This is a genomic window from Streptosporangium fragile, from assembly GCF_039534445.1.
Taxonomy (GTDB): domain Bacteria; phylum Actinomycetota; class Actinomycetes; order Streptosporangiales; family Streptosporangiaceae; genus Streptosporangium; species Streptosporangium fragile.
This window is the reverse complement of record NZ_BAAAVI010000015.1, coordinates 90,976-112,898: the sequence shown is the minus strand read 5'-3', so window position 1 is coordinate 112,898 and position 21,923 is coordinate 90,976. Positions and strand designations below refer to the sequence as shown.

Annotated in this window: 17 protein-coding genes and 1 tRNA gene; 12 read left to right on the top strand and 6 right to left on the bottom strand. The window is 72.1% G+C overall.

The features are described 5' to 3' along the window. Positions 1-68: 68 nt before the first annotated feature. The 5 genes from ABD841_RS12710 to ABD841_RS12690 all read left to right on the top strand — a co-directional run bounded on the left by ABD841_RS12710 (position 69) and on the right by ABD841_RS12690 (position 8,141). Positions 69-3,575, top strand: a complete 3,507-nt coding sequence (locus tag ABD841_RS12710) for a DUF4153 domain-containing protein (RefSeq protein WP_344970883.1) — start codon at positions 69-71, stop codon at positions 3,573-3,575. A gap of 183 nt (positions 3,576-3,758) precedes the next feature. Continuing rightward, entirely contained in the window at positions 3,759-5,282 is a 1,524-nt protein-coding gene (locus tag ABD841_RS12705) for an N-acyl-D-amino-acid deacylase family protein (RefSeq protein WP_344970881.1), read from the top strand. Between the two features lie 95 nt (positions 5,283-5,377). After that, positions 5,378-6,487: an alanine racemase gene (locus ABD841_RS12700; protein ID WP_344970879.1), complete on the top strand. Its 1,110-nt coding sequence runs from the start codon at positions 5,378-5,380 to the stop codon at positions 6,485-6,487. Positions 6,488-6,511: 24 nt separating this feature from the next. Beyond that, positions 6,512-6,898, top strand: coding sequence for a Rid family detoxifying hydrolase (locus ABD841_RS12695; RefSeq protein WP_344970877.1), 387 nt, complete (start codon positions 6,512-6,514; stop codon positions 6,896-6,898). 31 nt (positions 6,899-6,929) lie between these two features. Next, a complete protein-coding gene (locus ABD841_RS12690; protein ID WP_344970876.1) occupies positions 6,930-8,141 on the top strand; it encodes a hypothetical protein in 1,212 nt (403 codons plus the stop codon). Between the two features lie 46 nt (positions 8,142-8,187). Here the strand turns inward: ABD841_RS12690 and ABD841_RS12685 are convergent, their stop codons facing one another. Beyond that, the gene (locus ABD841_RS12685; protein WP_344970874.1) at positions 8,188-8,772 is read right to left on the bottom strand and encodes a TetR/AcrR family transcriptional regulator; all 585 of its coding nucleotides are present in this window, start codon (positions 8,770-8,772) and stop codon (positions 8,188-8,190) included. A 65-nt stretch (positions 8,773-8,837) separates the two neighbouring features. On the opposite strand from ABD841_RS12685, the gene ABD841_RS12680 reads away from it, so the two are divergent. Beyond that, positions 8,838-9,575: an alpha/beta fold hydrolase gene (locus tag ABD841_RS12680; protein WP_344970873.1), complete on the top strand. Its 738-nt coding sequence runs from the start codon at positions 8,838-8,840 to the stop codon at positions 9,573-9,575. A 57-nt stretch (positions 9,576-9,632) separates the two neighbouring features. Here ABD841_RS12680 and ABD841_RS12675 read toward each other — a convergent pair whose 3' ends face one another. Further along, entirely contained in the window at positions 9,633-10,253 is a 621-nt protein-coding gene (locus ABD841_RS12675; protein ID WP_344970872.1) for a LysE family translocator, read from the bottom strand. A 58-nt stretch (positions 10,254-10,311) separates the two neighbouring features. On the opposite strand from ABD841_RS12675, the gene ABD841_RS12670 reads away from it, so the two are divergent. Further along, positions 10,312-13,140 carry a helix-turn-helix transcriptional regulator gene (locus ABD841_RS12670; RefSeq protein WP_344970870.1) on the top strand — a complete coding sequence of 943 codons (2,829 nt, stop codon included), beginning with the start codon at positions 10,312-10,314 and terminating at the stop codon, positions 13,138-13,140. Between the two features lie 19 nt (positions 13,141-13,159). Here the strand turns inward: ABD841_RS12670 and ABD841_RS12665 are convergent, their stop codons facing one another. Beyond that, entirely contained in the window at positions 13,160-13,528 is a 369-nt protein-coding gene (locus tag ABD841_RS12665; protein ID WP_344970868.1) for a response regulator transcription factor, read from the bottom strand. A 191-nt stretch (positions 13,529-13,719) separates the two neighbouring features. Here ABD841_RS12665 and ABD841_RS12660 point away from each other — a divergent pair, with 191 nt between their 5' ends. The 5 genes from ABD841_RS12660 (at position 13,720) to ABD841_RS12640 (ending at position 17,000) form a co-directional block, all read left to right on the top strand. Further along, a complete protein-coding gene (locus ABD841_RS12660) occupies positions 13,720-14,721 on the top strand; it encodes a C40 family peptidase (RefSeq protein WP_344970866.1) in 1,002 nt (333 codons plus the stop codon). Between the two features lie 91 nt (positions 14,722-14,812). After that, positions 14,813-14,887, top strand: a tRNA-Arg gene (locus ABD841_RS12655). After that, a complete protein-coding gene (locus ABD841_RS12650; RefSeq protein ID WP_344970864.1) occupies positions 14,873-15,289 on the top strand; it encodes a helix-turn-helix domain-containing protein in 417 nt (138 codons plus the stop codon). The genes ABD841_RS12655 and ABD841_RS12650 overlap by 15 nt, the downstream gene beginning before the upstream one ends. Positions 15,290-15,341: 52 nt before the next feature. Further along, a complete protein-coding gene (locus ABD841_RS12645; protein WP_344970862.1) occupies positions 15,342-15,551 on the top strand; it encodes a hypothetical protein in 210 nt (69 codons plus the stop codon). Positions 15,552-15,794: 243 nt separating this feature from the next. Continuing rightward, positions 15,795-17,000, top strand: coding sequence for a serine/threonine-protein kinase (locus ABD841_RS12640; RefSeq protein WP_344970860.1), 1,206 nt, complete (start codon positions 15,795-15,797; stop codon positions 16,998-17,000). A gap of 617 nt (positions 17,001-17,617) precedes the next feature. On the opposite strand, the gene ABD841_RS12635 is transcribed toward ABD841_RS12640, so the two are convergent. The 3 genes from ABD841_RS12635 to ABD841_RS12625 all read right to left on the bottom strand — a co-directional run bounded on the left by ABD841_RS12635 (position 17,618) and on the right by ABD841_RS12625 (position 21,517). After that, entirely contained in the window at positions 17,618-17,776 is a 159-nt protein-coding gene (locus ABD841_RS12635; protein ID WP_344970858.1) for a hypothetical protein, read from the bottom strand. A gap of 923 nt (positions 17,777-18,699) precedes the next feature. Continuing rightward, complete coding sequence (locus ABD841_RS12630) at positions 18,700-19,638, bottom strand: ERCC4 domain-containing protein (protein ID WP_344970855.1); 939 nt, start codon at positions 19,636-19,638, stop codon at positions 18,700-18,702. Between the two features lie 112 nt (positions 19,639-19,750). Next, positions 19,751-21,517, bottom strand: coding sequence for a PD-(D/E)XK nuclease family protein (locus ABD841_RS12625; RefSeq protein ID WP_344970853.1), 1,767 nt, complete (start codon positions 21,515-21,517; stop codon positions 19,751-19,753). Between the last annotated feature and the right edge of the window lie 406 nt (positions 21,518-21,923).

Genomic DNA, 21,923 nt, shown 5'->3' with positions numbered 1-21,923 from the left:
GGCACGTTCCGTCACTCAAACACGTCGATGTCCTCTCAACCCACACCACGACACCTCACACCACCGGGATGCGCCGACCATTGAGACCCCTCGACTTCCTGGGCCGGATCAAAATCAAGCTCGGCATGGTGATCCTGCTGGCCGTCCTGGCGGCGTTCGTCGTCAACGAGGTCGGCATCAACGCCGGCTACTCGCGTGACGTCCGCATCGCGGTGGCCGCGGCGTTCGCCCTCGTCCTGGTGCAACTACTCGCCCGGGGGATGACCAAACCGCTGCGGGAGATGGCCGCCGCCGCGCAGACCATCGCCAAGGGCCGGTACGGACTGCGGGTCACCGCGTCCTCGCGTGACGAGGTCGGCGAGCTCGCCCGCGCCTTCAACGCCATGGCGGCCGATCTGGGGGAGGTGGACCGGCAGCGGCGGGAACTGGTGGCCAACGTCAGCCACGAGCTCCGCACGCCGATCACCGCCCTGCGCGCGGTGCTGGAGAACGTGGTCGACGGGGTCTCCGACCCCGACCCCGGCACGCTCGGCACCGCGCTCGCCCAGACCGAGCGGCTGAGCCGGCTCGTCGCGCAGCTGCTCGACCTCTCCCGCCTGGAGTCCGGGGCCAGACGGATCGAGCTTGAGGACGTCGAGCTGCGCCAGCTGGGAGAGCAGGCGCTGCGGGAGGCCGTACTGGCCAGGGAGGGCGTCACAGCCCGCTGTGAGATCCCCGAGGGGCTGAGCCTGCGGGCCGACCCCGATCTGCTCGCCCAGGTTCTCGCGAACCTGCTGGACAACGCGGTACGGCACAGTCCCGACGGCGGGGTCGTGACGCTGGCGGCGAGCGGCCGGGACGACGGGGTCCGGCTGCGGGTCAGCGACCAGGGGCCGGGCATCCCGGCCGAGGACCGGGTGCGGGCGTTCGAGCGCTTCTCCCGCCTGGACGCCGGGCGGGCCGCCGACGAGGGCGGCGCCGGGCTCGGCCTGGCCATCACCAAGGAGATCGTCGAGCTTCACGGCGGCTCCATCCGCGTCGAAGACGGCATCGGCTGCCACGTGGTGGTCGACCTGCCGGGAAGGATCATGATGAGTACCTCGCCCCCCTCCGGTGCCGGCAGTGGACCATCCGCTCCACGGGCGGGCCGGGCTCCGGAGGCCCCGGTTCCCTCCGCTCCCCGGGCGAAGGCCGCCTCCCCCGATCGCGCGCCCCGGGCCCCGCAGCCCCCGGAGACCGTCCCCACCTCCCACCCCGGCGTGGAGTCCGGCTCCGACGAGGTCCCGGAGGCCGGTGAGAGCGCCGGGATCCACGGGCCGTCCGATGCCCACCCGGCTCCCGGCGGGGACACCGCCGGGGACGTGCGGGAGGGCTCCGAGGCTCGGCAGCCGTCCGCGAGTGCCGAGGCAGCGGAGGGCGCCGGGGCGTCCGGCACCCGGGAGGTCCCCGTGGCCGTGCCCTCCGCCGTCCCCGGGACCGCCGGGGCGTCCGGCACCCGGGAGGTCCCAGTGGTTGTGCCCTCCGCCGCCCCGAGCTCCGCCGTCCCCGGGACCGCCGGGCCTCCCAAGCCGCCGTTCCCGTCGACGCCGCTCCTCGCGCCCGGGGGAGGACAGCGTGAGCCGGAGCGGAACTGGGTCGGAGCGATCATCGGGCTCTTCCTCGGGGGCGTCGCCGGCCTTCTCGGCGCCGTCGTCGTCGGCATCGCCGTCGCGCCCGCCAGCACCGCGCTGGCCGCGCTCGCCGCCGTGGCCGTCCTGGGCATCGGCGGGTTCATCGGTACGGTCATCGGTGCCACCACCCCGACCAACGACGTGTGGACCGGTCAGACCGCGCTCCCGCACCGTCCTCCGGCGCAGGGCCCCGGCGCTCCGGCCACCGCCCTGTCCGCGGCGGGGGACACGTCACGTCGCGAGGCGCCCGTGTCCGCGGTGGGGGACACGTCGCGTCGCGAGGCGCCCGTGTCCGCGGCGGGGAGTGAACCGCGTCGCGAGGTGCCTGTGCCCGCCGGGAGCGCCGCGCAACCCCGGCAGGCCCCCGGTGCCTCGGGCGAGCCCACTGCCGCCCCCGGGCCGGGCGGGCCGGAGACGGCCGGGAAACCGGGTGGGCCCGAGGCGTACCAGGCCCCGCCGATCCTCCCCCGGCCGGAGCTGCCGGACACGCCCCGATGGGTACTGCCGGCGTCGGCGGCCGTCGGGGTGCTGGCCGCGGTCGTGGTCCCGTACAGCAGGGCCGGACTGGGACTCGTGCTGGTGGCCGTCGCCATGGGGCTCGCGGCGATCCCCGCGGTGCGCGGGAGGGTCACCCCGTGGTCGGCCGGCCTGGGCGCGGTCGCGTACGGGCTGGTCGCGATGGCGATGTTCCGGGACGCCGACTGGCTGGTCGGGCTGCTCCTGCTCGCCGGGTTCCTGATGGCCGCGCTCGCTCTGTCGGGGGCCGGGCGCGGCTGGCTCGGGGTGCTCAGGGGCGGGGCGTCGGTGGTCGTCGGCCTGGTGCCGGTGCCGTGGTTCCTCTCGGCGCCGCTGAAGGGCCTGGTGGCGCGCAGGAAGCTGGTCCCCACACTGCTCGGGGGCGGGCTGACCCTCGTGCTGCTGGTCGTCTTCGGCGCGCTGTTCGCCTCGGCGGACGCGGTCTTCGCCGAGGCGGTCGAACGGGTGCTCACCGCCCAGGACTGGGCGGAGTCGCTGCCCCAGCGGATCCTGCTGTTCGCGGTCTTCGCCGTGGTGGTGGCCTCCGCCGTCCTGGTGGGCCTGCGGCCCGTCGCCGAGCCCGCGTCCCCGGACCTGCGGATCACGGTCGGCCGGGGCCTGTGGGTGACCCCGTTGATCGCCCTCAACCTGCTGTTCGCCACGTTCGTGGCGATGCAGCTGACCGTGCTGTTCGGCAGCACCCGGTGGCTGGTGTCCGCCACGGGCCTCACCTACGCCGAGTACGCGAGGTCCGGGTTCTTCCAGCTCGTCATCGTCAGCGTGTTCGTGCTGGCGATCGTGGCGGCCGCCTCGGGCGCCGTGGAGCTGCGGGGCTTCGACCGGTGGCTGATGGCCGGGCTGCTCGGCCTGCTCTGCGCGCTGACCCTGGTGATCCTGTTCTCCGCGCTGCACCGGCTGGACCTGTACGTCGACGCCTACGGGTTCTCCCGGCTGCGGGCCTCCGTGTGGGCGGCCATCTGGTGGCTGGCGGGGGTCTTCGGGCTGGTCCTCGTCGCCGGCGCGGTACGCCTGGCCGGGCGGGGTCACGGGCGCTGGCTGCCCAGGACCCTCGTGGTGATGACCGGCGCGTCGCTGCTGGCGTTCGGGGTGTGGAACCCCGACCTGCGGGTCGCGGAGACCCAGATCGCCGTACGAGGCGTGGACATGCTTGATCTGGAGTATCTCGGCGAGCTGGGCGCCGAGGCCGTGCCCGCCCTGGACCGGCTGCCGGAGCCGGCCCGCAGCTGCGCGCTGCGGGATGTGATCAGCATCAACGATCTCCACGAGACCGACCCGTGGAACGGCTGGAACCTGGCCCGGAGCCAGGCACGGGAACTGCTCGAACGGCGCCCGGTGATCCAGGACGTGGCGTGCGTCCCGACAACGTCCCAGCAGGAGATCCCCGACTAGGACCGGTACGGGAGCGACCCCGGGGCCCGGTTGCGGACCCCGGGGTCCGTGCGCGCGGCCCTTGGGGTCCGTGCGCGCGGTCCTCGGGGTCCGGGCGGCGGCCCCGGGGTACGGGTGCGCGATCCCGGGCCACGCGGGGAGAGCGAGATGCGTCCGGCGCCCGCCGGGTGATTGAATCCGGGCATGTCATTCGATGTGTTGATCAGGGGCGGCCGGGTGCTGGACGGCACGGGCGCCCCCGCCTACCGCGCCGACGTCGGCGTGACCGGTGACCGGATCGCCGCGGTCGGCCGCCTGGACGGCGCCGACGCCGCGACCCTGGTCGACGCCACCGGGCGCCACGTCATGCCGGGCCTGATCGACTGCCACGCCCACGGCGACGCCCTCGTCTTCGACAAGGAAGTGCAGCTCGCCGCGCTCCGTCAGGGCGTGACCACGTTCGTCCTCGGGCAGGACGGGCTGTCCTACGCGCCCACGACCACCCCCGAGGCCTTCGCCTACGCCACCCGCTACTTCGCGGCCGTCAACGGCGTCCACCCGTCCGCCGACGGGCCGCTCGGGGTCGCGGAGCTGCTCGCGGGCTACGACCGGGCCACCGCTCTGAACACCGCCTATCTGCTGCCGCACGGCACGATCCGCTACGACGTGATGGGCGCCGCGGAGAGGTCCGCCTCCGCCGACGAGCTGGCCGCCATGCTCGCCCGCGTCGAGCGCGGCCTGTCGGAGGGCGCGGTGGGGCTGTCCACCGGCCTGGAGTACGCCCCGGGGCGCTACGCCGACGCCGCGGAGATCGCCGCGCTCTGCGCGCCGCTGGGTCGCCTGCCGTATGTGACGCACATGCGCGGGTACGGCGCCCGCGCCGAGGCGGGCATGGTCGAGGTGGCCGACATCGCGCGACGCTCGGGCGCCGCCGTGCACGTCTCGCACTACCACGGCCCGGCGTCCACGCTGCTGCCGCTCGTCGACGGCGCCCGCGCCGAAGGGCTGGACGTCACCTTCGACACCTACCCCTACCTGCGGGGCAGCACGATCCTGGCGATGGTCGCGCTGCCCCCGTGGGTCCCGGCCGCCGACACCGACCGCGCGCTGGAGCTGCTCCGGACGGAGCGGATCGACTGGGACGACACCCTCTGGCCGAGGATCACCTTCTCCCACGTCCCCGGTGCCGAGTGGGCCGAGGGGCTGACGCTGCCCGAGGCCGCGGCCCGTGCCGGGATGGAGCCCGGGGAGTTCTGCCGCCGTGTCCTGATCGACACCCGGCTGGAGGCCGGGTGCGTGGCGGCCCGGCCGGACGAGGGGCCCGAGGGCGAGGAGTCGGTCCGCGCGATCCTGCGCCATCCGGCCCACACGGGCGGCTCCGACGGCATCTACGTCGGCGGCCACCCGCACCCCCGCGGCTACGGGGCCTTCGCGCGCATGCTCGGCCACCACGTCCGCGAGACCGGTGACCTGACCCTGGAGCAGGCCGCCGTCCACCTCGCCTCGCACCCGGCCCGTCGTTTCGGTCTGGACGGCCGGGGCCTCGTCCGCCCCGGCCAGGTCGCCGACCTGGTCGTCCTCGACGCGGGCACGGTCACCGACCTGGCCACCTACGCCGCTCCGCGCACCCCGGCGACCGGTATCGACGACGTCCTCGTCTCCGGTGTCCCGGTCCTCGCCGCCGGGCTGCTCACCGGGGCCACCCCCGGCCGGGCGCTGCGGCCCTGAGGACAGGCATTGTGAAAGCTGAGGATAAGGTCCTCAAAGTGGCAGAAGGGGGCATGGGCCCCTGTGCGGTTCACGGGGTCGAAGGGGGACGGGGCGTGAAGGGAATCGTGGATCCCGAGAGGGCGGTGGGCTCCTCGCTGTTCGGCGGGGTGTTCACCTTCCCCGTGATGGTGGCGCACCGAAGCGCGCTGGAGCACAACATCGCCACGCTCGCGGCCTTCACCCGGGAGTACGGCATGATCTTCGCTCCGCACGCCAAGACCACCATGTCCCCGGAGCTGATCAGGGCGCAGCTCGACGCGGGCGCGTGGGGGATGACCGTCGCCACCCCGAGCCAGGCGCTCACCGTGCGGGAGTTCGGCGTGTCCCGGATCGTCCTGGCCAACCAGATCTTCGACCCGGCCGGGCTCGACGCCCTCGCCGCGCAGCTGGCCGCCGACGACTCCTTCGAGTTTCTCTGCTTCGTCGACTCGGTGGCCGGGGTCGAGGCGCTCTCCCGGCACGCCGGGGCCCGGCCGTTCCGGGTGCTGGCCGAGCTCGGCCACGAGGGCGGCCGGGCCGGTAGCCGCACGCTCGGCGAGCTCCTGGAGGTCGCGGCGGCCGCCCAGGCCGCCGATGGGGTGGAGCTCGCCGGAGTCGCCGGGTATGAGGGATCGCTGGGCTCGGCCGAGGAGGTCCGGGCCTACCTGCACCGGATGCTGGAGGCTCTCGCGCACCTCCGGGTGCGTGACCCGATCCTGTCGGTGGGCGGCAGCCAGTGGTTCGACGTCATCGGCCGCGAGCTCGCCGACTGCCAGGCCAGGGTCATGCTGCGCAGTGGCGCCTACGTCTCCCACGACGACGGCTACTACCGCGAGCGCACCCCGTACAACCGCATCGAGGGCGAGCTGCGGGCCGCGCTGGAGGTCTGGGCGCACGTGCTCAGCGTCCCGGAGCCCGGCCTGGCCGTCGTCGGGTTCGGCAAGCGGGACGCCCCCGTCGACGAGGGGCTGCCGGTGCCGCGCGGGGCCGTCGCGGACGCGACGGTGCTCAAGGTCCAGGACCAGCACGCCGTCCTGCGTCTCGCCCCGGGCTCGCCGGTCAAGCCGGGCGACCTGGTCTCCTTCGGCATCTCCCACCCGTGCACCGCTTTCGACAAGTGGCGGGTCATGCCGGTGGTGGACGACGACTACGTCGTCGTCGGTCTGATAAACACCTTTTTCTAATTTATTGCCATAGAAAGTGGAGAAATGAGCGACAAGCAGGAGCTGCGTACCGCCGAGGGCGCGGCGCCCGTCGGGGCCTACTCGCAGGGTCTCGTGGTGGGCGACTTCGTCTACACCTCGGGCATGGGCCCGCTGAGCCCCGAGACCGGCGAGATCGTCGGCGCCGACGTGGCGGAGCAGACCCACCAGGTGATGCGCAACCTGGGCGCCGTCCTCGCCGCCCACGGGCTGGGCTTCGACGACGTGGTCAAGTCGACGGTGCACCTGCAGCACCTCAAGCGCGACTTCGCCGCCTACAACGAGGTGTACAAGTCGTACTTCACCCGTCCCTACCCGGTTCGCACGACCGTCGGGTCCGACCTGATGGACATCCTCGTCGAGATCGACTTCGTGGCCTACAAGGCGCGTTAGAGTCTGACCGACTTCGTGGGAGGGCGGCGGCGTGGACAGCTCGCTATACGTCTATGTCGAGGACGTTCGCGGGGAGGGCCCGGAGAAGGTCCTTGACCGGATCACCGGATACGGCGTGACGGGCGTGACCGTCGCCGCCGCCTGCCGTCGCGCCCGCGACATCACCCCGCACGGCCGGACGCGCGTGACGGTCCGTCGCGACGGCGTGCACTTCCCGCCGCCGGACGACCTGTTCGGCGGGCTCCGGCTGGTCCCGCCCGTCCAGGACGGGGCGGAAGAGGAGCCGCTGGCCGCCCTCCGCCTCGCCACCGCCCGGCGCGGGCTCGCCCTGCACGGCTGGACCGTCTTCCTGCGGAACGGCACGCTGGGCCTGGCCGACCCGGACGTGACCGTGCGCAACTGCTTCGGCGACCGGGGATCGCCCGCCGACCTGTGCCCCTCCCACCCCGACGTCCGCCTGTACGCGGTCGCGCTGGGCAGGGCGGTGGCCAGGCAGGGCGTCGACAGCGTGGTCGCCGAGGCGCTGCACTTCGGCGCCTTCGGTCACGGCCACCGCCACGAGCCCGGCTTCGTCCCGCTCGGGCCGATGGACGTCTTCCTGCTCGGCCTGTGTTTCTGCGACTTCTGCATGCGCCGCGCCGTCGACCTGGGGGTCAACGCCGAGGCGGCGCGCGAGGAGTGCTCCAGGATCGTCGGCGGCGTGTTCGACGGCGATCCGCCCGCGCAGGGCGAGGTGACCCGCGCCGCGCTGACCGCCTACGCCGGACCCGAGGTGGTCGCCTACGCGCGGGCCCGCTCCGAGGTGGTGACCTCGCTCGTCTCCGACGTCTCCGCGGCCGTCACCGAGGAGGGCTCCCGGCTCGTCTTCCTCGACGGCACGGGTTCGGCGAAGGGCTACGCCGACGGCCTGCCCTCGCCCGGTCTCGCCGCCCACGACGCCTGGCAGTTCGGCGTCGACCTGGTCGCCCTCGGCGACCTGGTGCCCTCGCTCGGCGCGCTCGCCTACGCCCGTGACGCGGCCAGGATCGCCGAGGACGTGGCCGCCTACCGCCGCTCGACGGCCAAGGACAGGGAGCTGCGGGTCGTGCTCCGCCCCGGCCTGCCCGACACCGACACGGCCGACCGCCTCGCCGCCAAGGTCCGCGCCGTCAGGACCTCCGGTGCCGACGCGGTCGACTTCTACGCGTACGGCCTCGTGCCCTACCCGGTCCTCGACCGCATCCCGGACGCTCTCTCCGCCTGACACCGTCCGCCGGGGAGGAGCGCCGAGCCCGGCCGCGCGGCGCGGCTCAGCCTGCGGCGGGGCCACCCGTGCGGGCGCGGGCGGTGGCCGAGCCGTCCAGGACGGCGCTCACCGCCCTGGCGGCGAAGTCGTCGTCCGGGGGGAGACCCCGGAAGACCGTGCGCAGCCACACCGCGCCCGCGAGCAGATCCACGATCAGCATGGGGTCGGCCGTCGCGGACAGCTCGCCCCGCCGCCGGGCGCGCTCGAAGACCGCCTCCTCCCGCACGAACCGGTCGGCGAAGAAGCGTCGCACCGCCTCGGCGAGCTCCCGGTGGTGAACGGCGGCGCCGAGCGCGGCCACCGCGACGTCCGCAGCCGGCGGTCGGGTGAGCAGTGCGACGATCCCCCTGACCAGTGCCTCCAGATCCCCTCTGAGGCTCCCGGTGTCCGGCTGCTCCATCGCGAGCAGGTCGGCCTCGACGAGGGCCGCGGCGAGCAGTGCCGCCTTCGACGGCCACCACCGGTAGATCGTGGTCTTGTTCACCCTCGACCGCTCGGCCACCCCCTCCACGGTCAGCCCTTCGTACCCCTTGGCGGCGAGTAGTTCCAGCGTCGCCCGGAAGATCTGCTGTTCCTTGCGCGGTGCCATGTGCCCGACTATAGCAACGCAACGGTGCGTTGTGTTTTAATCGAGCGGCATTCCGGAGGTTCGCCATGCTCCCCATCGTTCTCATCCACGGAGCCCGGGTCAGCGCGACCATGTGGGCTCCGGTCCTCTCCCGCCTCGACCGTCCCGCGACGGCCGTCGACCTCCCCGGCCACGGCACCCGCCGGGGCGAGCCGTTCACCATGGAGGCGGCGGCCTCGGCCGTCGCCGACGCGATCGACGCACTCGGCGGCCGCGCCCTCGTGGCCGGCCTGTCGCTCGGCGGATACGTCGGCATCGCCACCGTCGAGCGTTTCCCCGACCGGGTGGCCGGCCTGGTGGCCATGGGGTGCACGGCCCGCAGGACCGCGTGGGCGGGCGGCTACCGGCTCGCCGCGTCCCTCGCCGCGCGCAACCCGCACCTCGCCGACCGGATCAGCTCGTACGCTCTGCGCCGCCTGTTCCCCGGCCCCGCGGGTGAGGCGTTCGTGGCCGGAGGGCTCTCGTGCGAGGTACTGCCCCAAGTCGTCGAGGCCGTCACCGGCCACGACCAGCTCGCCGCGCTGGCCGTCTACCCCGGGCGGGTGTGGCTGGTCAACGGCTCCCGCGACCCGTTCCGGATGCACGAGCGCGACTTCCTCCGTGCCTGCCGCGACGGGCGGCTGATCCTGGTCCCCGGCCGCGGCCACCTGGGCGTGATGGCGGCCCCCGGCCCCCTGGCCCGCCTGATCGGTGACCTGCGTGCCCAGGCGGCGGGCGGGAGGTGGCGGGGCGGGGCGCGGCCGGAGCCGCGGGGGAGGAGATGACAGGAGGACGGGCGCAGCCGGGACGGCGGGAAGGGGCGGGAAGCGATCAGCCGCAGGTCAGACGGAGCGGCCGGACAGGGCGGTGGCCACGCCCAGGCCGAGGTAGACGATCCCGCTGACCCGGCCGAGCAGGCCCGGCCGGGTCCGCAGCCGCCGGCCCAGGGCGCCCGCCCCCGCCGCGTAGAGCAGGTCGGAGGCCAGGCCCAGGAGCAACAGGGTCCCGCCCAGGACGGCGATCTGCAGCGGTACCGCGCCCGCCTCCGGCTCCACGAACTGCGGCAGGAACGCCAGGAAGAACAGGATCACCTTGGGGTTGAGCACGTTGACGACCACCCCTTCGAGGAAGACCTGCCGCAGGGGCTGCGGGGCGGTCCCCCGCGCCGCCGGCTCGTGCCTGCTCGTCAGCGCCCGGATCCCCAGGTAGACCAGGTACGCCACACCGGCCCACTTGATCACGTCGAACAGGGCAGCCGATCGCGCGATCACGTACGAGAGCCCGGCCGCCGCCGCGGCGATGTGGACCAGCATGCCCGTCTCCACGCCGAGCGCGCTCACGACCCCGGCCCGGCGGCCCTGCGCGACGGCCCGGGCGGCGATGTAGAGGTGGTTCGGCCCCGGGACGACGACCAGCGCCAGGGACGCGAGAGTGAAGATCGGAAAGGTGGACGGCGCGACCATGGCCCCGACCCTAGGGCCGGTTTGGTCCCGGGGGCAGGGCCAATGCGTGGGTGCGTCCGTGGGCCAATCGTCCCTGTCGGAGGGGCGTGCGATACTCGCCGACGTGGGGGTGCACGGCGCGCAAAGTGCTCTGATCGGGCGATCGGCAGAGCTCGACCGCCTGACCGCCGTGCTCGATTCCGCCGCCGACGGGCTCCCCGGTGTGGTCCTCGTGGGCGGCGACGCGGGCATCGGCAAGACCAGGCTGGTCACCGAGCTGGCGGAGCGCGCCAGGGGCCGGGGCTTCGACGTGCTCGTCGGCCAGTGCGCCGAGCTCGGTGACGCCCTGCCGTACCTCCCGCTGGCCGACGCCCTGCGCGGCGCGCGCGGGCGGCTGCGCGCCGAGCTCGACGCGCGGCCGGTCCTCGGCAGGCTGCTGCCCGGCGGCACCGACCCGGGCCAGGAGACCACCTCGGGCCTGACCCAGCAGCAGCTCTTCGGATCGGTGCTCGGCTTCCTGTCCGCGCAACCCGTGCTCCTCGTGCTGGAGGACCTGCACTGGGCCGACCAGTCCACCCGCGACCTGCTGGTCTTCCTCAGCCGTATGCTCCAGGCCGAGCGCGTCTGCCTGATCGGCACCTACCGCACCGACGACCTGCACCGGCGTCACCCGCTGCGCCGGGTCCTCGCCGAGCTCAACCGCCTCCCCTCGGTCACGGGGGTCGAGCTCGCCCCGCTGGACCGCGCCGAGATGGCCGACTACCTGGCCGCGCTCGGCGGCACCGACGCCCGGGTGATCGGCGAGGTCGTCGACCGGGCGGAGGGCAACCCGTTCTACGCCCGGGAGCTGCTCGACGCCGCCTCCGACGGCTGTTCGATGCCCGACGGTCTGGCCAGCCTGCTGCTCTCCCGGGTCGAGACGCTCTCCGACTCCGCCCAGCGGGTGCTGCGCGGTGCCGCCGTCGCGGGTCGGCGGGCCGACCACGACCTGCTCCAGCAGGCGTCCGGCCTCGACGACATGACCTTCGAGGACGCCATGCGGGAGATCGTCTCGCGCGGCCTGCTCCGCCTCGACGGTGAGTACGGCTACGCCTTCCGGCACGCCCTCCTCCAGGAGGTGGTCTACAACGACCTGCTGCCCGGTGAGCGCACCCGGACGCACACCGAGTTCGCCCGCCTGCTGACCCTCCGCGAGGGGGCGGCGGCCGAACTCGCCCACCACTACCTGGCCGGTCACGACCTGGCCGGGGCGCTGGCGGCCTCGGTCGAGGCCGGGCGGCGGGCCGAACGGCTGGGCGCGCCCGCCGAGGCCCACCGCCACTTCGACCGGGCGCTCGAACTGTGGGACCGGGTCCCCGACGCCGAGCGACTGGCCGGGATCGACCACGTCGCCCTCGCCCTGCGCAGCGCCGCAGCCGCGGCCGACAGCGGCGACAACCACCGGGCGGTCTCCCAGCTGCGCCGTCTCCCGCCCACGGCGGAGGTCAACGAGCGGCTGGCGTACTTCCTCATCGACACGGACGACCTCCGGGGCGCGATCGCCGCCGCGCACGCCGCCGTCGAGGCGGCCCCCGGCGGGCCCGTGCTGGCCCGCGCGCTCGCCACCTACGCCCGCGCGCTCTACCGGAGCGACCGGCACGACGAGGTGGAGGCGCTGGCCCGCCGGGCCCTGGAGACGGCCCGCGCCGCCGGCGCCGCCGACGCGGAGACCGGCGCGCTGGTCATCCTGGCCTCCCTCGCGGCTCTCGCCGACGACATCCCCCGCGCCAAGGACCTGCTCGCCCGCGCCACCGCGGAGAGCTCCGGCAACCTCGCCATGGACCTGCGGGCGATCTTCCACCACGCCCGGGTCCAGTACGAGAACGGCGACCTCGCCGAGGCCGCCGCGACCGCCGACCGGGGGCTGCGGCTGGCGGACGACACCGGTCTCACCTGGAGCACGTTCGGCACCGACCTGCGTTTCCTGCGTTTTCTGACCCACTACGTCGCGGGGGAGTGGGACCAGGCGGAGAAGGTGGCCGCCGGGTTCGGCATCCGGGTGGGAACCCCCGCCGAGGCCACCCTGTCGTCCTTCGCCCTCTTCGTGGAGGTGGCCCGGGGCCTGCCCGTCGTGGCGGAGCGCCTGTCCTGGCTGGAGCCCTTCTGGTCCAGGGATGTGATGGCCCGCTACATGGGCCGTGGCCTGGCCGCCGAGCACGCCCTGTGGCACGACGACCCCGAGACCGCTCTCGACCATGTCGAGGCCGCCCTCGCGGCCCTCCCTCCCGACGACCCCGCGGTGATCCGGCTCAGCGCCACGGCCCTGTGGGCGCTGGCCGACCTGGGCGACCCGGGTCGCGCCGCCGAGGCCGACGCCTTCCTGACACGGGCCCGGGTGCCCGCCGCCGTCGGCCCCGGATCCGTCCGCCAGGGCCCGCTGGGGCCCGAAGGGCTCGCCTGGCTGGCCAGGGCCGAGGCCGAGTGGCACCGCGCGCACGGCCGCCACGACGTCGAGTCCTGGCGCGCGGTCGTCGAGGCGTTCGACTTCGGATTCGTCTACGAGATCGCGCGCTCGCGGTGGCGGCTGGCCGAGGCGCTGCTCGTCTCCGGAGACCGCGCCGCGGCCCGGCAGGAGTGGGAGCTCGCCGTCGGGGCCGCCGCCGCCCTGGGCGCCCGCCCGCTCGGCGCCGCCCTGACGGGACTCGGCCGAAGGGCCCGTTTCACCTCCGCGCGGCCGACCCTCCTCACCACCCGCGAGCAGGAGGTGCTCGCTCTGGTCGCCGAGGGCCTGCCCAACCGGGAGATCGGCGAGCGGCTGTTCATCGCCCAGAAGACGGTGAGCGTGCACGTCTCCAACATCCTGACCAAGCTGGGTGTCTCCTCCCGCACCCAGGCGGCCGCGGTGGCCCACAGGGAGGGCCTGCTCTGACCTTCCCGGCCGGGATTCCCTACCTGCTCCGTGCGGTCAGGGCCAGGTCGCGGACGACCTGGATCAGCTCGGCCGGGTCGAAGGGCTTGGTGAGGTAGGCGTCGACCCCGATGCCCAGCCCCCGCTTCTTGTCGTCCTCCTGCGCCCGCGCGGTGATCAGCACCACCTTGATGTGGCTGGTCTCCTCGCCGTCGCGCAGCCGGGTGGCGGTCATCCACCCGTCCATCCTGGGCATCATCACGTCCAGCGTGATCACGTCGGGTCGCACGTCCAGCACCCGATCCAGGCAGTCTTGACCGTCGGAGGCGGTCTCCACCTGGAACCCCTCCAACGTCAGATTGACCGCGATGAGCTGCCGGATGACGTCGTCGTCATCCACTACCAACACCCTGCCCAGATCCTCTCCCACGGCCGTGAGGCTAACTCCTCCACCCCCGTCCACGCGCAGGTTTTCGCGGATGTGTACGCACAGTTGTCCACAGCCGACAGCTTTTCCACAGAACCGCCTTCGGTTCCTCGGCGATCGCTTCCCCCGGCCCATCCTGGGGCCCGATCCCCGTCGAGCCCAGGAGGGCCTGCATGATCACCGCATTCCTCACCGTCACCGTCCTCTCGGCGACTCTCGCGGGAGGCTCCCAGGTTCCCGCGCCCCGCCCCTCCCCGGAGGCGTGCGACGCCTGGACCCGCCTGCTCTCGGTCGTCGGTCTGCCGGTCGACACGCCGCGCCGCTCGCCGGAAGCCCGCAGCTCACCCTGGCCACCGGAGCGAGACGCCCCCGGGTGGCCGCCGGAGTGGTTCCGCGCCGTCCTGACCACCGTCTGCGAGACGTTCTCCGACGAGAAGGGGCCTGAGCGCCCGGTGATCCCCCGGCGGCCGGACGGCAGGCGACCTGACGGGTCCTCGGTCGGACCTGACGGGTCTCCTGCCGGATCTGACGGGTCCCCGGCCCGGATCCACCAACCGGAACCCATCCTCCCGGCCCCTCCCGGCCACTCGGTCTCCACCGCGAAGCCGGGGCCTCCCACCGCGGAGTCGGAGCTCGGAGATCCGGCGCGGGCTTCCTCCCGCCCGGCTTTCCGGAAGAGCGCCCCCGGCACGCGGGCGCGGCGCCCCCCACATGGCAAAGCGGTCTCCACGCGGGGCGCCTCCTCGCGGCCGCGTCAGGGCCGGCGGGCGCGGGCCGCTCTCACCCGTGGCCAGGTCGCCGCCGCGGTCGCCCTCCGCCAGGTCGGCACGCCCTACGTCTGGGGCGGTGGTTCGAGCGAGGGCCCGACCGGCGGCGGCTTCGACTGCTCCGGTCTCGCCCTGCACGCCTGGGCCAGGGCCGGGGCCCGCCTGCCCCACTACACCGGCAGTCAGTTCAAACAGGGCCGCCGCGTGCCCTTCTCCCGGCTCCGCCCCGGAGACCTGGTCTTCTTCGGCGGCGGCACCGGCGACCCCACCCACGTCGGCGTCTACGTCGGAGCCGGCGTCATGGTTCACGCTCCCAAGACCGGCGACGTCGTCAAAACCACCGACTTCGCGAGCTCCCCCTACTACCGCTCCCGCTACCGAGGCGCCGTCCGCCCGGTCCCTCACTAGCCTCCGCGGCCTCCCCGCCCCCGGGAGATCACCCCCTCCACGTTTCGAGTGTCGGTTCACCTCCAGATGCTGGTAATCTAATCAAGCGTTGGCCCCCTTAGCTCAGGGGATAGAGCACCGGCCTCCGGAGCCGGGAGCGCAAGTTCGAATCTTGCAGGGGGCACCAGCGATCTCCCAGGGGAAACCCTGCAACGACCTGCGGAAACGCAGGTCGTTCTGCTTTCTCGGATGTGCCCTCCTGTGCCACCGGATCTGGGCGTGTGCCACTGGTCGCGTACCAGGGACGTACCGATCTTGGCGGGGGTGCCTGGGCAGGTTGGAGACTCAGGCAAGCCAGGGACCTTCGGGATTCGCGCTGCTGTTTCACATTCGCCACACCCCGCGCGGGGTGGCGTATCTGCTGCACCGGGCCGGCTGGACGCTGCGGGTGCCGGTGCGTCGTGCCGTCGAGCGCGACGAGGGGGTGATCACCTCGTGGGTCGCCGGGGAATGGCCGGTGATGACCGGTGATAGAAGGACGGCGCTCGGCCTGGACGCCTGGCTGTGCTGGGCCGATGAGGCCGGGTAAAGGCTCAAGGCCGTCCCAGGCGCGCACCCTGGGGCCTCGTGGCCGTACTCCGATGGTGAAGGCGGCCGGTAAGGGGTATGGCCGGGTGGCGCCGGCCGAGGGGGTGTGGTCGGTCCTCAAACGCGGCCTGGCCGACCTCGCTCCCCATGACACCGACCAGCTCGCCACGACGGTCAAGACCAAGCTCAAGCGGACGCAGTACCGCCACGCGCTACTCGACGGCTTCGTCGCCCAGACCGGCCTCATCCTCGAACCGCCGTAACCTCAGCCTTTCAAGCTCAGTCGCTCGATCGCGACCCGAAACCGATAGGGCATCTGAGCTGCGGCGTTCCCTTTCTGGCGTGCTCAGTCCGCTGCCGGCTTCACCTGACCGAGTGATACGTCGTAACGATCATGCATCTCGCGAGGTGCCATCGGAGCGCCGGGATCGGTACCCTCCATGGTCGTCGGATGGCAACACCGATCCCGGCCCGACGACGAATGGTGAACAGGAAAGAGGTAAGCGGTGTCCGATCTCGGTCGGCTGGAGGCACGGGATCCGCAGCAGGTCGGCGCCTACCGGCTGGTTGGAGTTCTCGGAGAGGGCGGCCAGGGCACGGTCTACCTCGGCCACGATCCCTCGGGGCGGCGGGTGGCCGTCAAGGTCCTGCACGCCCGGATGGCCGCAGAGGACGCCGTCCGGGAGAGGTTCGAGCGGGAGGCGAACCTGGCCTGCCGGGTGGCGGCGTTCTGCACCGCTCAGGTACTGGCGGCGGGCGTCAGCGACGGGCGGCTCTACCTCGTCAGCGAGTACATCCCCGGCCCGTCGCTGCAGCAACTGGTCACCACCGCGGGGCCCCGTGCCGGGGGCGGACTGGAACGCCTGGCCATCGCCACCGCGACCGCGCTGTCCGCCATCCACCGGACCGGGATCGTGCACCGTGACTTCAAACCGGCTAATGTGATCATGGGACCGGAGGGTCCGGTGGTCATCGACTTCGGTATCGCGCGTGCACTGGAGGTCAGCGCGACCCGTTCGGCGCTGGTGGGAAGTCCCGGTTACATGGCGCCCGAGCAGCTCTCCGGCCAGCCGGCCTCCCCGGCCTCCGACATCTTCGCCTGGGCCGCCACCATGGTCTACGCCGCGACCGGGCGTCCGGCGTTCGCCGGGCAGCACCCGGTGGCGGTGATGGCCGCCGTCTTGAACGGGACCCCGGACTTGTCCGGGGTCCCGGAGGGGCTGCTGCCGTTGCTGGCGTCATGCCTGGTCAAGGACCCCACCGGCCGGCCCGATGCGGCTCAGGTGCTCGCCTCCCTGACCGAGGGCGGCGCCGACGCCGTCCGGAGCGGAGGGAACGGGCCGCGGCCGGTGGAACGGATGGCGCCCGTGCCGCCGGCCATCGGATCGCCGACCGCTTCCACCATCCCCGGGCCGACTCCGGCTGACGGGGAGGCCGCCGGTCTCTCTCGGCAGTACGGAACGGTGCGTAGTATCTGCACCGCAGGTCTCGTGTTCGGTGTGGCGCAGATCGCGGTGATCTACGGTGGCGCCTTCGGCGACCTCAGTGAGACGGCTCTGCTGAAACTCGCGCCACTGTGGATCTTCTGTCTCGCCTTCGGCGGCGGCGGGCTGCTGATGCCGCGGCCCACCCTGGTCAGGGCGGGCGCCGTCGCCGTTGTGGCCGTCCTGCTCGCGGTCGTCTTCTACTGGTCGCTGTGGCCCCTGCTGTAGGGCTGCGGCGCGCTGGTCTTCCGGGCCCGCGCATGGAACTTCGTTCCCGGCGTCGAGGTCGAAGTCGCCTGACCTCATGGCCCGCCGCCTCACCGGGGGAGCTACCCCCACCCGGCGCGGAACCTCAGACCCGGGATCAGACAGAAGCTCCAGGACTATGGGATCAGGCAGAAGCCCCAGAACTAAACGCTCACCAAGACTCGGGAGCGCGTCGTTCAGCGGGACGTCCACCTGAAGGGCTCAGCGGACCTGCAGACACGATCGCATGCTGTCGCCGTACCGAACGCACCGCACTTGAGGCGTTCCCTCAGCTCAGAGCGTTGATTGTGGCTGGTCTCCGGAGCCGGGAGCGCAAGTTCGAATCTTGCAGGGGGCACCAACTCCTGACCAGTGGATCCAGCCGCTGACCAGGGCGAACATCACACGAACGGGCGGGCCTCCACTCTCATGGAGTCCCGCCCGTTCTCATTGGTGCTCACTGACTGCGGACCGGTTGTGGACCAGATCTCACGGGGTCAGCGCGGCCTCTATGCGACGGTTGTTCTGATCTTGGTGGCCATACGGGCACTTGGCGTAGCGCTCGAGGAGCACTTCCACGCTGTTGCCCGCGCGGGCGGCTACCTCGGTGGCGTCCACCCCGTGTTGAGCCAGGTGGACAGCGCCGTATGCCGTAGGTCGTAGGGTCGCTTGGCCAGGGGAGAGGCCACCTGCTGAGGGGTGAGGGCGAAGCAGTGCGCCTCCCTCCACACCCGCGCGTAGGTGGAAGCGCCCAGCACGCCGCCGCGCTCGTTGCAGAACAGCCGTCCATCGGGAGCAGTCCCGAACTCCTCCAGGTGAGCGCGGAGCGTGACGACCAGTGCAGGCAGGATGGGGACCTCTCGAACCGCACTTGGTCTTCCGTCGCCATGCCGTCGCAGACAGTCTTACGGAGACCGACGAAGCCCGGGCCTTCAGATGGATCACCGCTGACGAAGTACGAGCCCTGGCCTCAGAGGTCCTCGCCGTCCGGGTTCCCGATGCGATGGACCTTGCTCATACGCTGGCCGTCCGTCAGCACGACGGTGTGTACCTCCTGAACGCCACTGGCCCAACTACGCGGATGTGAGCTCATAGAACACCGGTCGAAGGGCTACATGTGCAGCCTTGCTCTAGAAACGCCGCCTGCTGATCAACGTAGCGTCCACAACACTTGACGTTTTGGCAATAGCCATCATGTCGAGACAAAACTATCCGGCTGTGGATAATGGAGATACTCCCCAGGCGGGAGCGCCGGATGGCTTTATATTGCAATGGCGGACGTCTCGGAGCTTCTTGGTCAGCTCTTTGCGATCTTTGCGGCCTGGCTGGATTCGGTTGTCCCAATACCGTGGCCGCTGATATTGGGGCTCCTCTTCCTCCCGTTTGTCGCAGTGTTGCGGACTGCGCTATGGGTACTGCGTGGACGGGTGTGGCCGGTGGCCTGCAAGTATTTTCATACCCAACAACGTCGGGCGGATAAGCCCTGCAGAAGTGTTGTCCCTGGCGAGTGGAAGTATTGTAGATATCACAAGAAGCCAGGGCGGGTGATGTCTGATGGCCACGTCGTCATCAAAGTTCCACGCTGGCAGGCTAAAACTCGGGACGGCCGGTTCGTCGATCGGTCGGATATTAGAGGTGTGGGCTTCGTTTCGCTTCTTTCCAATCGAGAGACGCTTCTCTTCTATAAGGGGATTGCGAAACGTCCCCGGGATGTGTTCACGCGCTTGCCGAAACTCTGGCTAAGCTGGCGTAGCGGGTGGAGGAAAATAGGCAAGTTGCGACCTAAAGACATCCTTCGGCGATCCCCTGCGACCAGAGATGATCCAAGTGGCGTGGCCGACAGGATGCCGCGGGTGGTACAGGCGACCCGCCTCACCTTAATTTCATTCGCTCTGGGCCTCGCGCTGGTCGCTGCTTCGATCGTTTCCGACGGCGGATGGCGCGTAGGATGCCAGTACGGATCGGTCGCAGCCTTCGTGCTCGCATGGGAAGCTATCCGTTTCGGGGTCTGGAAGAGCCCTGAGGAAGAGGAAAGATGGCTGCGAGCCGCGTTGGTTGATACCGGTAAATCCGTAACGTTCCTGCTTGGAATCGCACTGGCCGGCGGTCTAATTACGCAGATCGGGGATGCTGTTGCTGTCCAAAATGCCATGACGAAATTTTGATCCCGGAGCTTGAAGACCTGGGAGTAGCGGTCCTCGACGACCACGGCCGCGCGGGACAGCGTAGCCAGTTCGGTCAGCTGATACTTCAGCCGGCCACCCAGCAGGCTGGAAACGAGATCGGCCAGGCTTTTGCGCTCGACCGCCGCGTGGATCCGGCTGCCGGCCTCCACGGCGTAGTCGCCGCAGGCCAGCCGCCGTGTGGTCGTCTCGGCCTGTTCGCGGACGCGGGCGGTTTGCCAGAAGATCGTGTCCCGGCCGCGGGCGGTGGTGAAGACGATCTGTGAGCGGTTCTCCCTGGCCCGGTCCGGGACGAGGCCGATCGCGGTTCCGCGCCGTACGCAGGAGCGGACTCCGGCGCGTTCGACCTCGTCGGGGTTGTCGGGCCACTCGTCCGGACCGGCCGGATAGCAGTAGACGGCCTTCTCTCGCGGCCAGGTGCCGTCCGCCCGGGGCACCAGCCCGTCTGCGCCGAGCGGGAGCCGGATGAGGTACGGCAGGCGGGAGTCCGGGGCGGGGGTGCGCGGGCGGCTCGCCGGTTCGGGTGTGCGTCCCGGTTCGGGCTTCCCCTCAGAACGGGGGTTCGTCGTCGGGCTCGGGTTCGGCGAGCGCGGCGGCGATCGCCTCGACGCGGCTGTCGGGCCGGCCGGGGCTTGCCAGAAGCTCGCCGGTCAGGGGGTCGAACGCGAGGTCGTCCACGGCGTGCGCGGGGGCGCCGGAGGCGTCGGGACACCAGCGGGACACCGGGCAGAACCGGCACCAGGGGCCGGGGGTGGCGCGGAAGGCGACGTCACGGTGCCAGGGGCGGACCCGGTCGAGGACGACCTTCCTGGCGGCTGAGACCGTCGCCGGGTCGGCGGCGTCGAACGTGAGCACCTCGGCGGAGACCGGGGTGAGCTGCTCCAGCTCGACCAGCCCGGCGGTGTCTCCGAAGACACCGGCGGCGATCAGGCAGACCGCCAGGGCGAGCTGGGGGACCATCTCCAGCGCGTTCTCCGCGGTGATGCCGCGCGGCACGGCCGATGTCTTCTGCTCGCGGTAGACGAGGCGTCCGTCCACCCGGCGGAGCAGATCCGGGTGGGCGAGCACCACCACATCGGCCTGTTCGTCGTATACGGCGATCTTCGGCTCGGGTCTGACCTCGGAGATCTCACCCGGACCGCGCAGCGGGCACACCGCCAGATGCCGGAGCAGGTACGGCCGGGCCTGGCGGTACTCTTCCCGCTCCATCAGCCCGTCGGCGATGCCGCAGTCGTCGGCGTCCGCCTCCGGAAGGTCCGCCGGGGTGCAGGGTCGCCCGCGGTCATGCGCGGCCTCGAGCCACGAGTGCACGTTCCGGCCGCGCTCGGCCGCCGGGCTCGTCTCCCCGTCGCCGGGGAGGCGAAGCTCTCGCAGGTGAGCCTGGGCCGGGCAGACCTGGTAGTAGCGGGACGTCGTGATCGACCACGTACGCCGGTGCGTGCCCCGGTCGTCGAGGCCGAGCAGGCCCGGAGCGTGCGCGAGAGCCCCGCAGGAGGCCCGCGCCTTGCACTCGGCGCAGTCTTGCCCCGGGGTCCGGCCGCCGCCGGCCAGCAGCCGGACCGTCACGGGCCTGACGTTCGAGGCGTACGCGCTGCGGATCTCTTCCATGTCCGTGCTGTCGAGAAGGACCCGGTCCGTGCCGGTGGTCAACCCGACTTCGACCACCCGCACCCGCCGCGGCACGGGAACGGGCCGTACCGGGACGGGGATGACGCTGTACAGCTCCGACGGGTCCGCCACCTGTTTGCCCACCGCCGCCACGTACGCCATCGCCTGCGCGGACGGCGTGTCCGCGCTGCCCAGGGGGCGGCGCAGGCGCATTCTGCGGAACTCCACCACTGTGCCGTCCGGTGAGCCGTACCACCGGCCCCAGACGGTGAGGGACCGTGTCTCCGTGACGGACCGGCCGCCCTGGACGATCCGGGGATTGCGCTCGGGCCGGAGTTCGACTCCTTCGGCGGAGAGTACGGCCGCCAGGCTCTCGGCTGTTTCCAGGTAGGTGTGGCAGGCATGCCGGACCCAGGCGGCGACCCCTGGATGCACGGTGTTGCGGGCACGGGTGAGGGTCCTCGTCAGAGCCTCGTCGATCCGGGCCGCCTCGAACTCGACCGCGTTCAGCACGTCCATGACCAGGCCGAGCGGGAAGGTCTCCCACGGCGCGTACCTGCGCTTCTCGAAGACCCGCGGCCACAGTTGCGGGCGGGCCTTGACGGCGGCGAAGTCCTCGCACTCGCCGCCCCGGCGGTCGAGCAGGCTCGCCGACAACCGGATGGCATGGGGATTTCCGGTGAACTGAGTGCTGGAGGGCTGACTCATCGCACCCTTCTCGGTACGAGGGTGTAGGGAGTTTTCCAGGGGAAGTGGATCACGTTGTGGATCACCGCCACAACCGGTTTGGAGATGACGGGGGCGTCGCGTTTCCGGCCGCGGTCGTCCGCCCTCGCAGACCGGCCGGAGGGCTCTCCGCCTCCGGCCACGGTCTCGTCAGGGTGCCGAACACGCTGATCGCCCTCACCGGGCCGGGCGTCGGCCCGCCCCGGAACGAGGCACTTCCGCCGGTCCGTGGCTGACCCGCACCGGGGGTCACCGCCACGGCACCGTCACTCGCTGTGCCGGGCCGGTGCCGGGCCGGGTTCGCGCTCCCGCGGCGGAGCGATTCGGGAGAAGTAGCCCGCGAAAAGCGTGAACCACCGGGTCTTCAAGGTCGTCGAACGGACCGGAA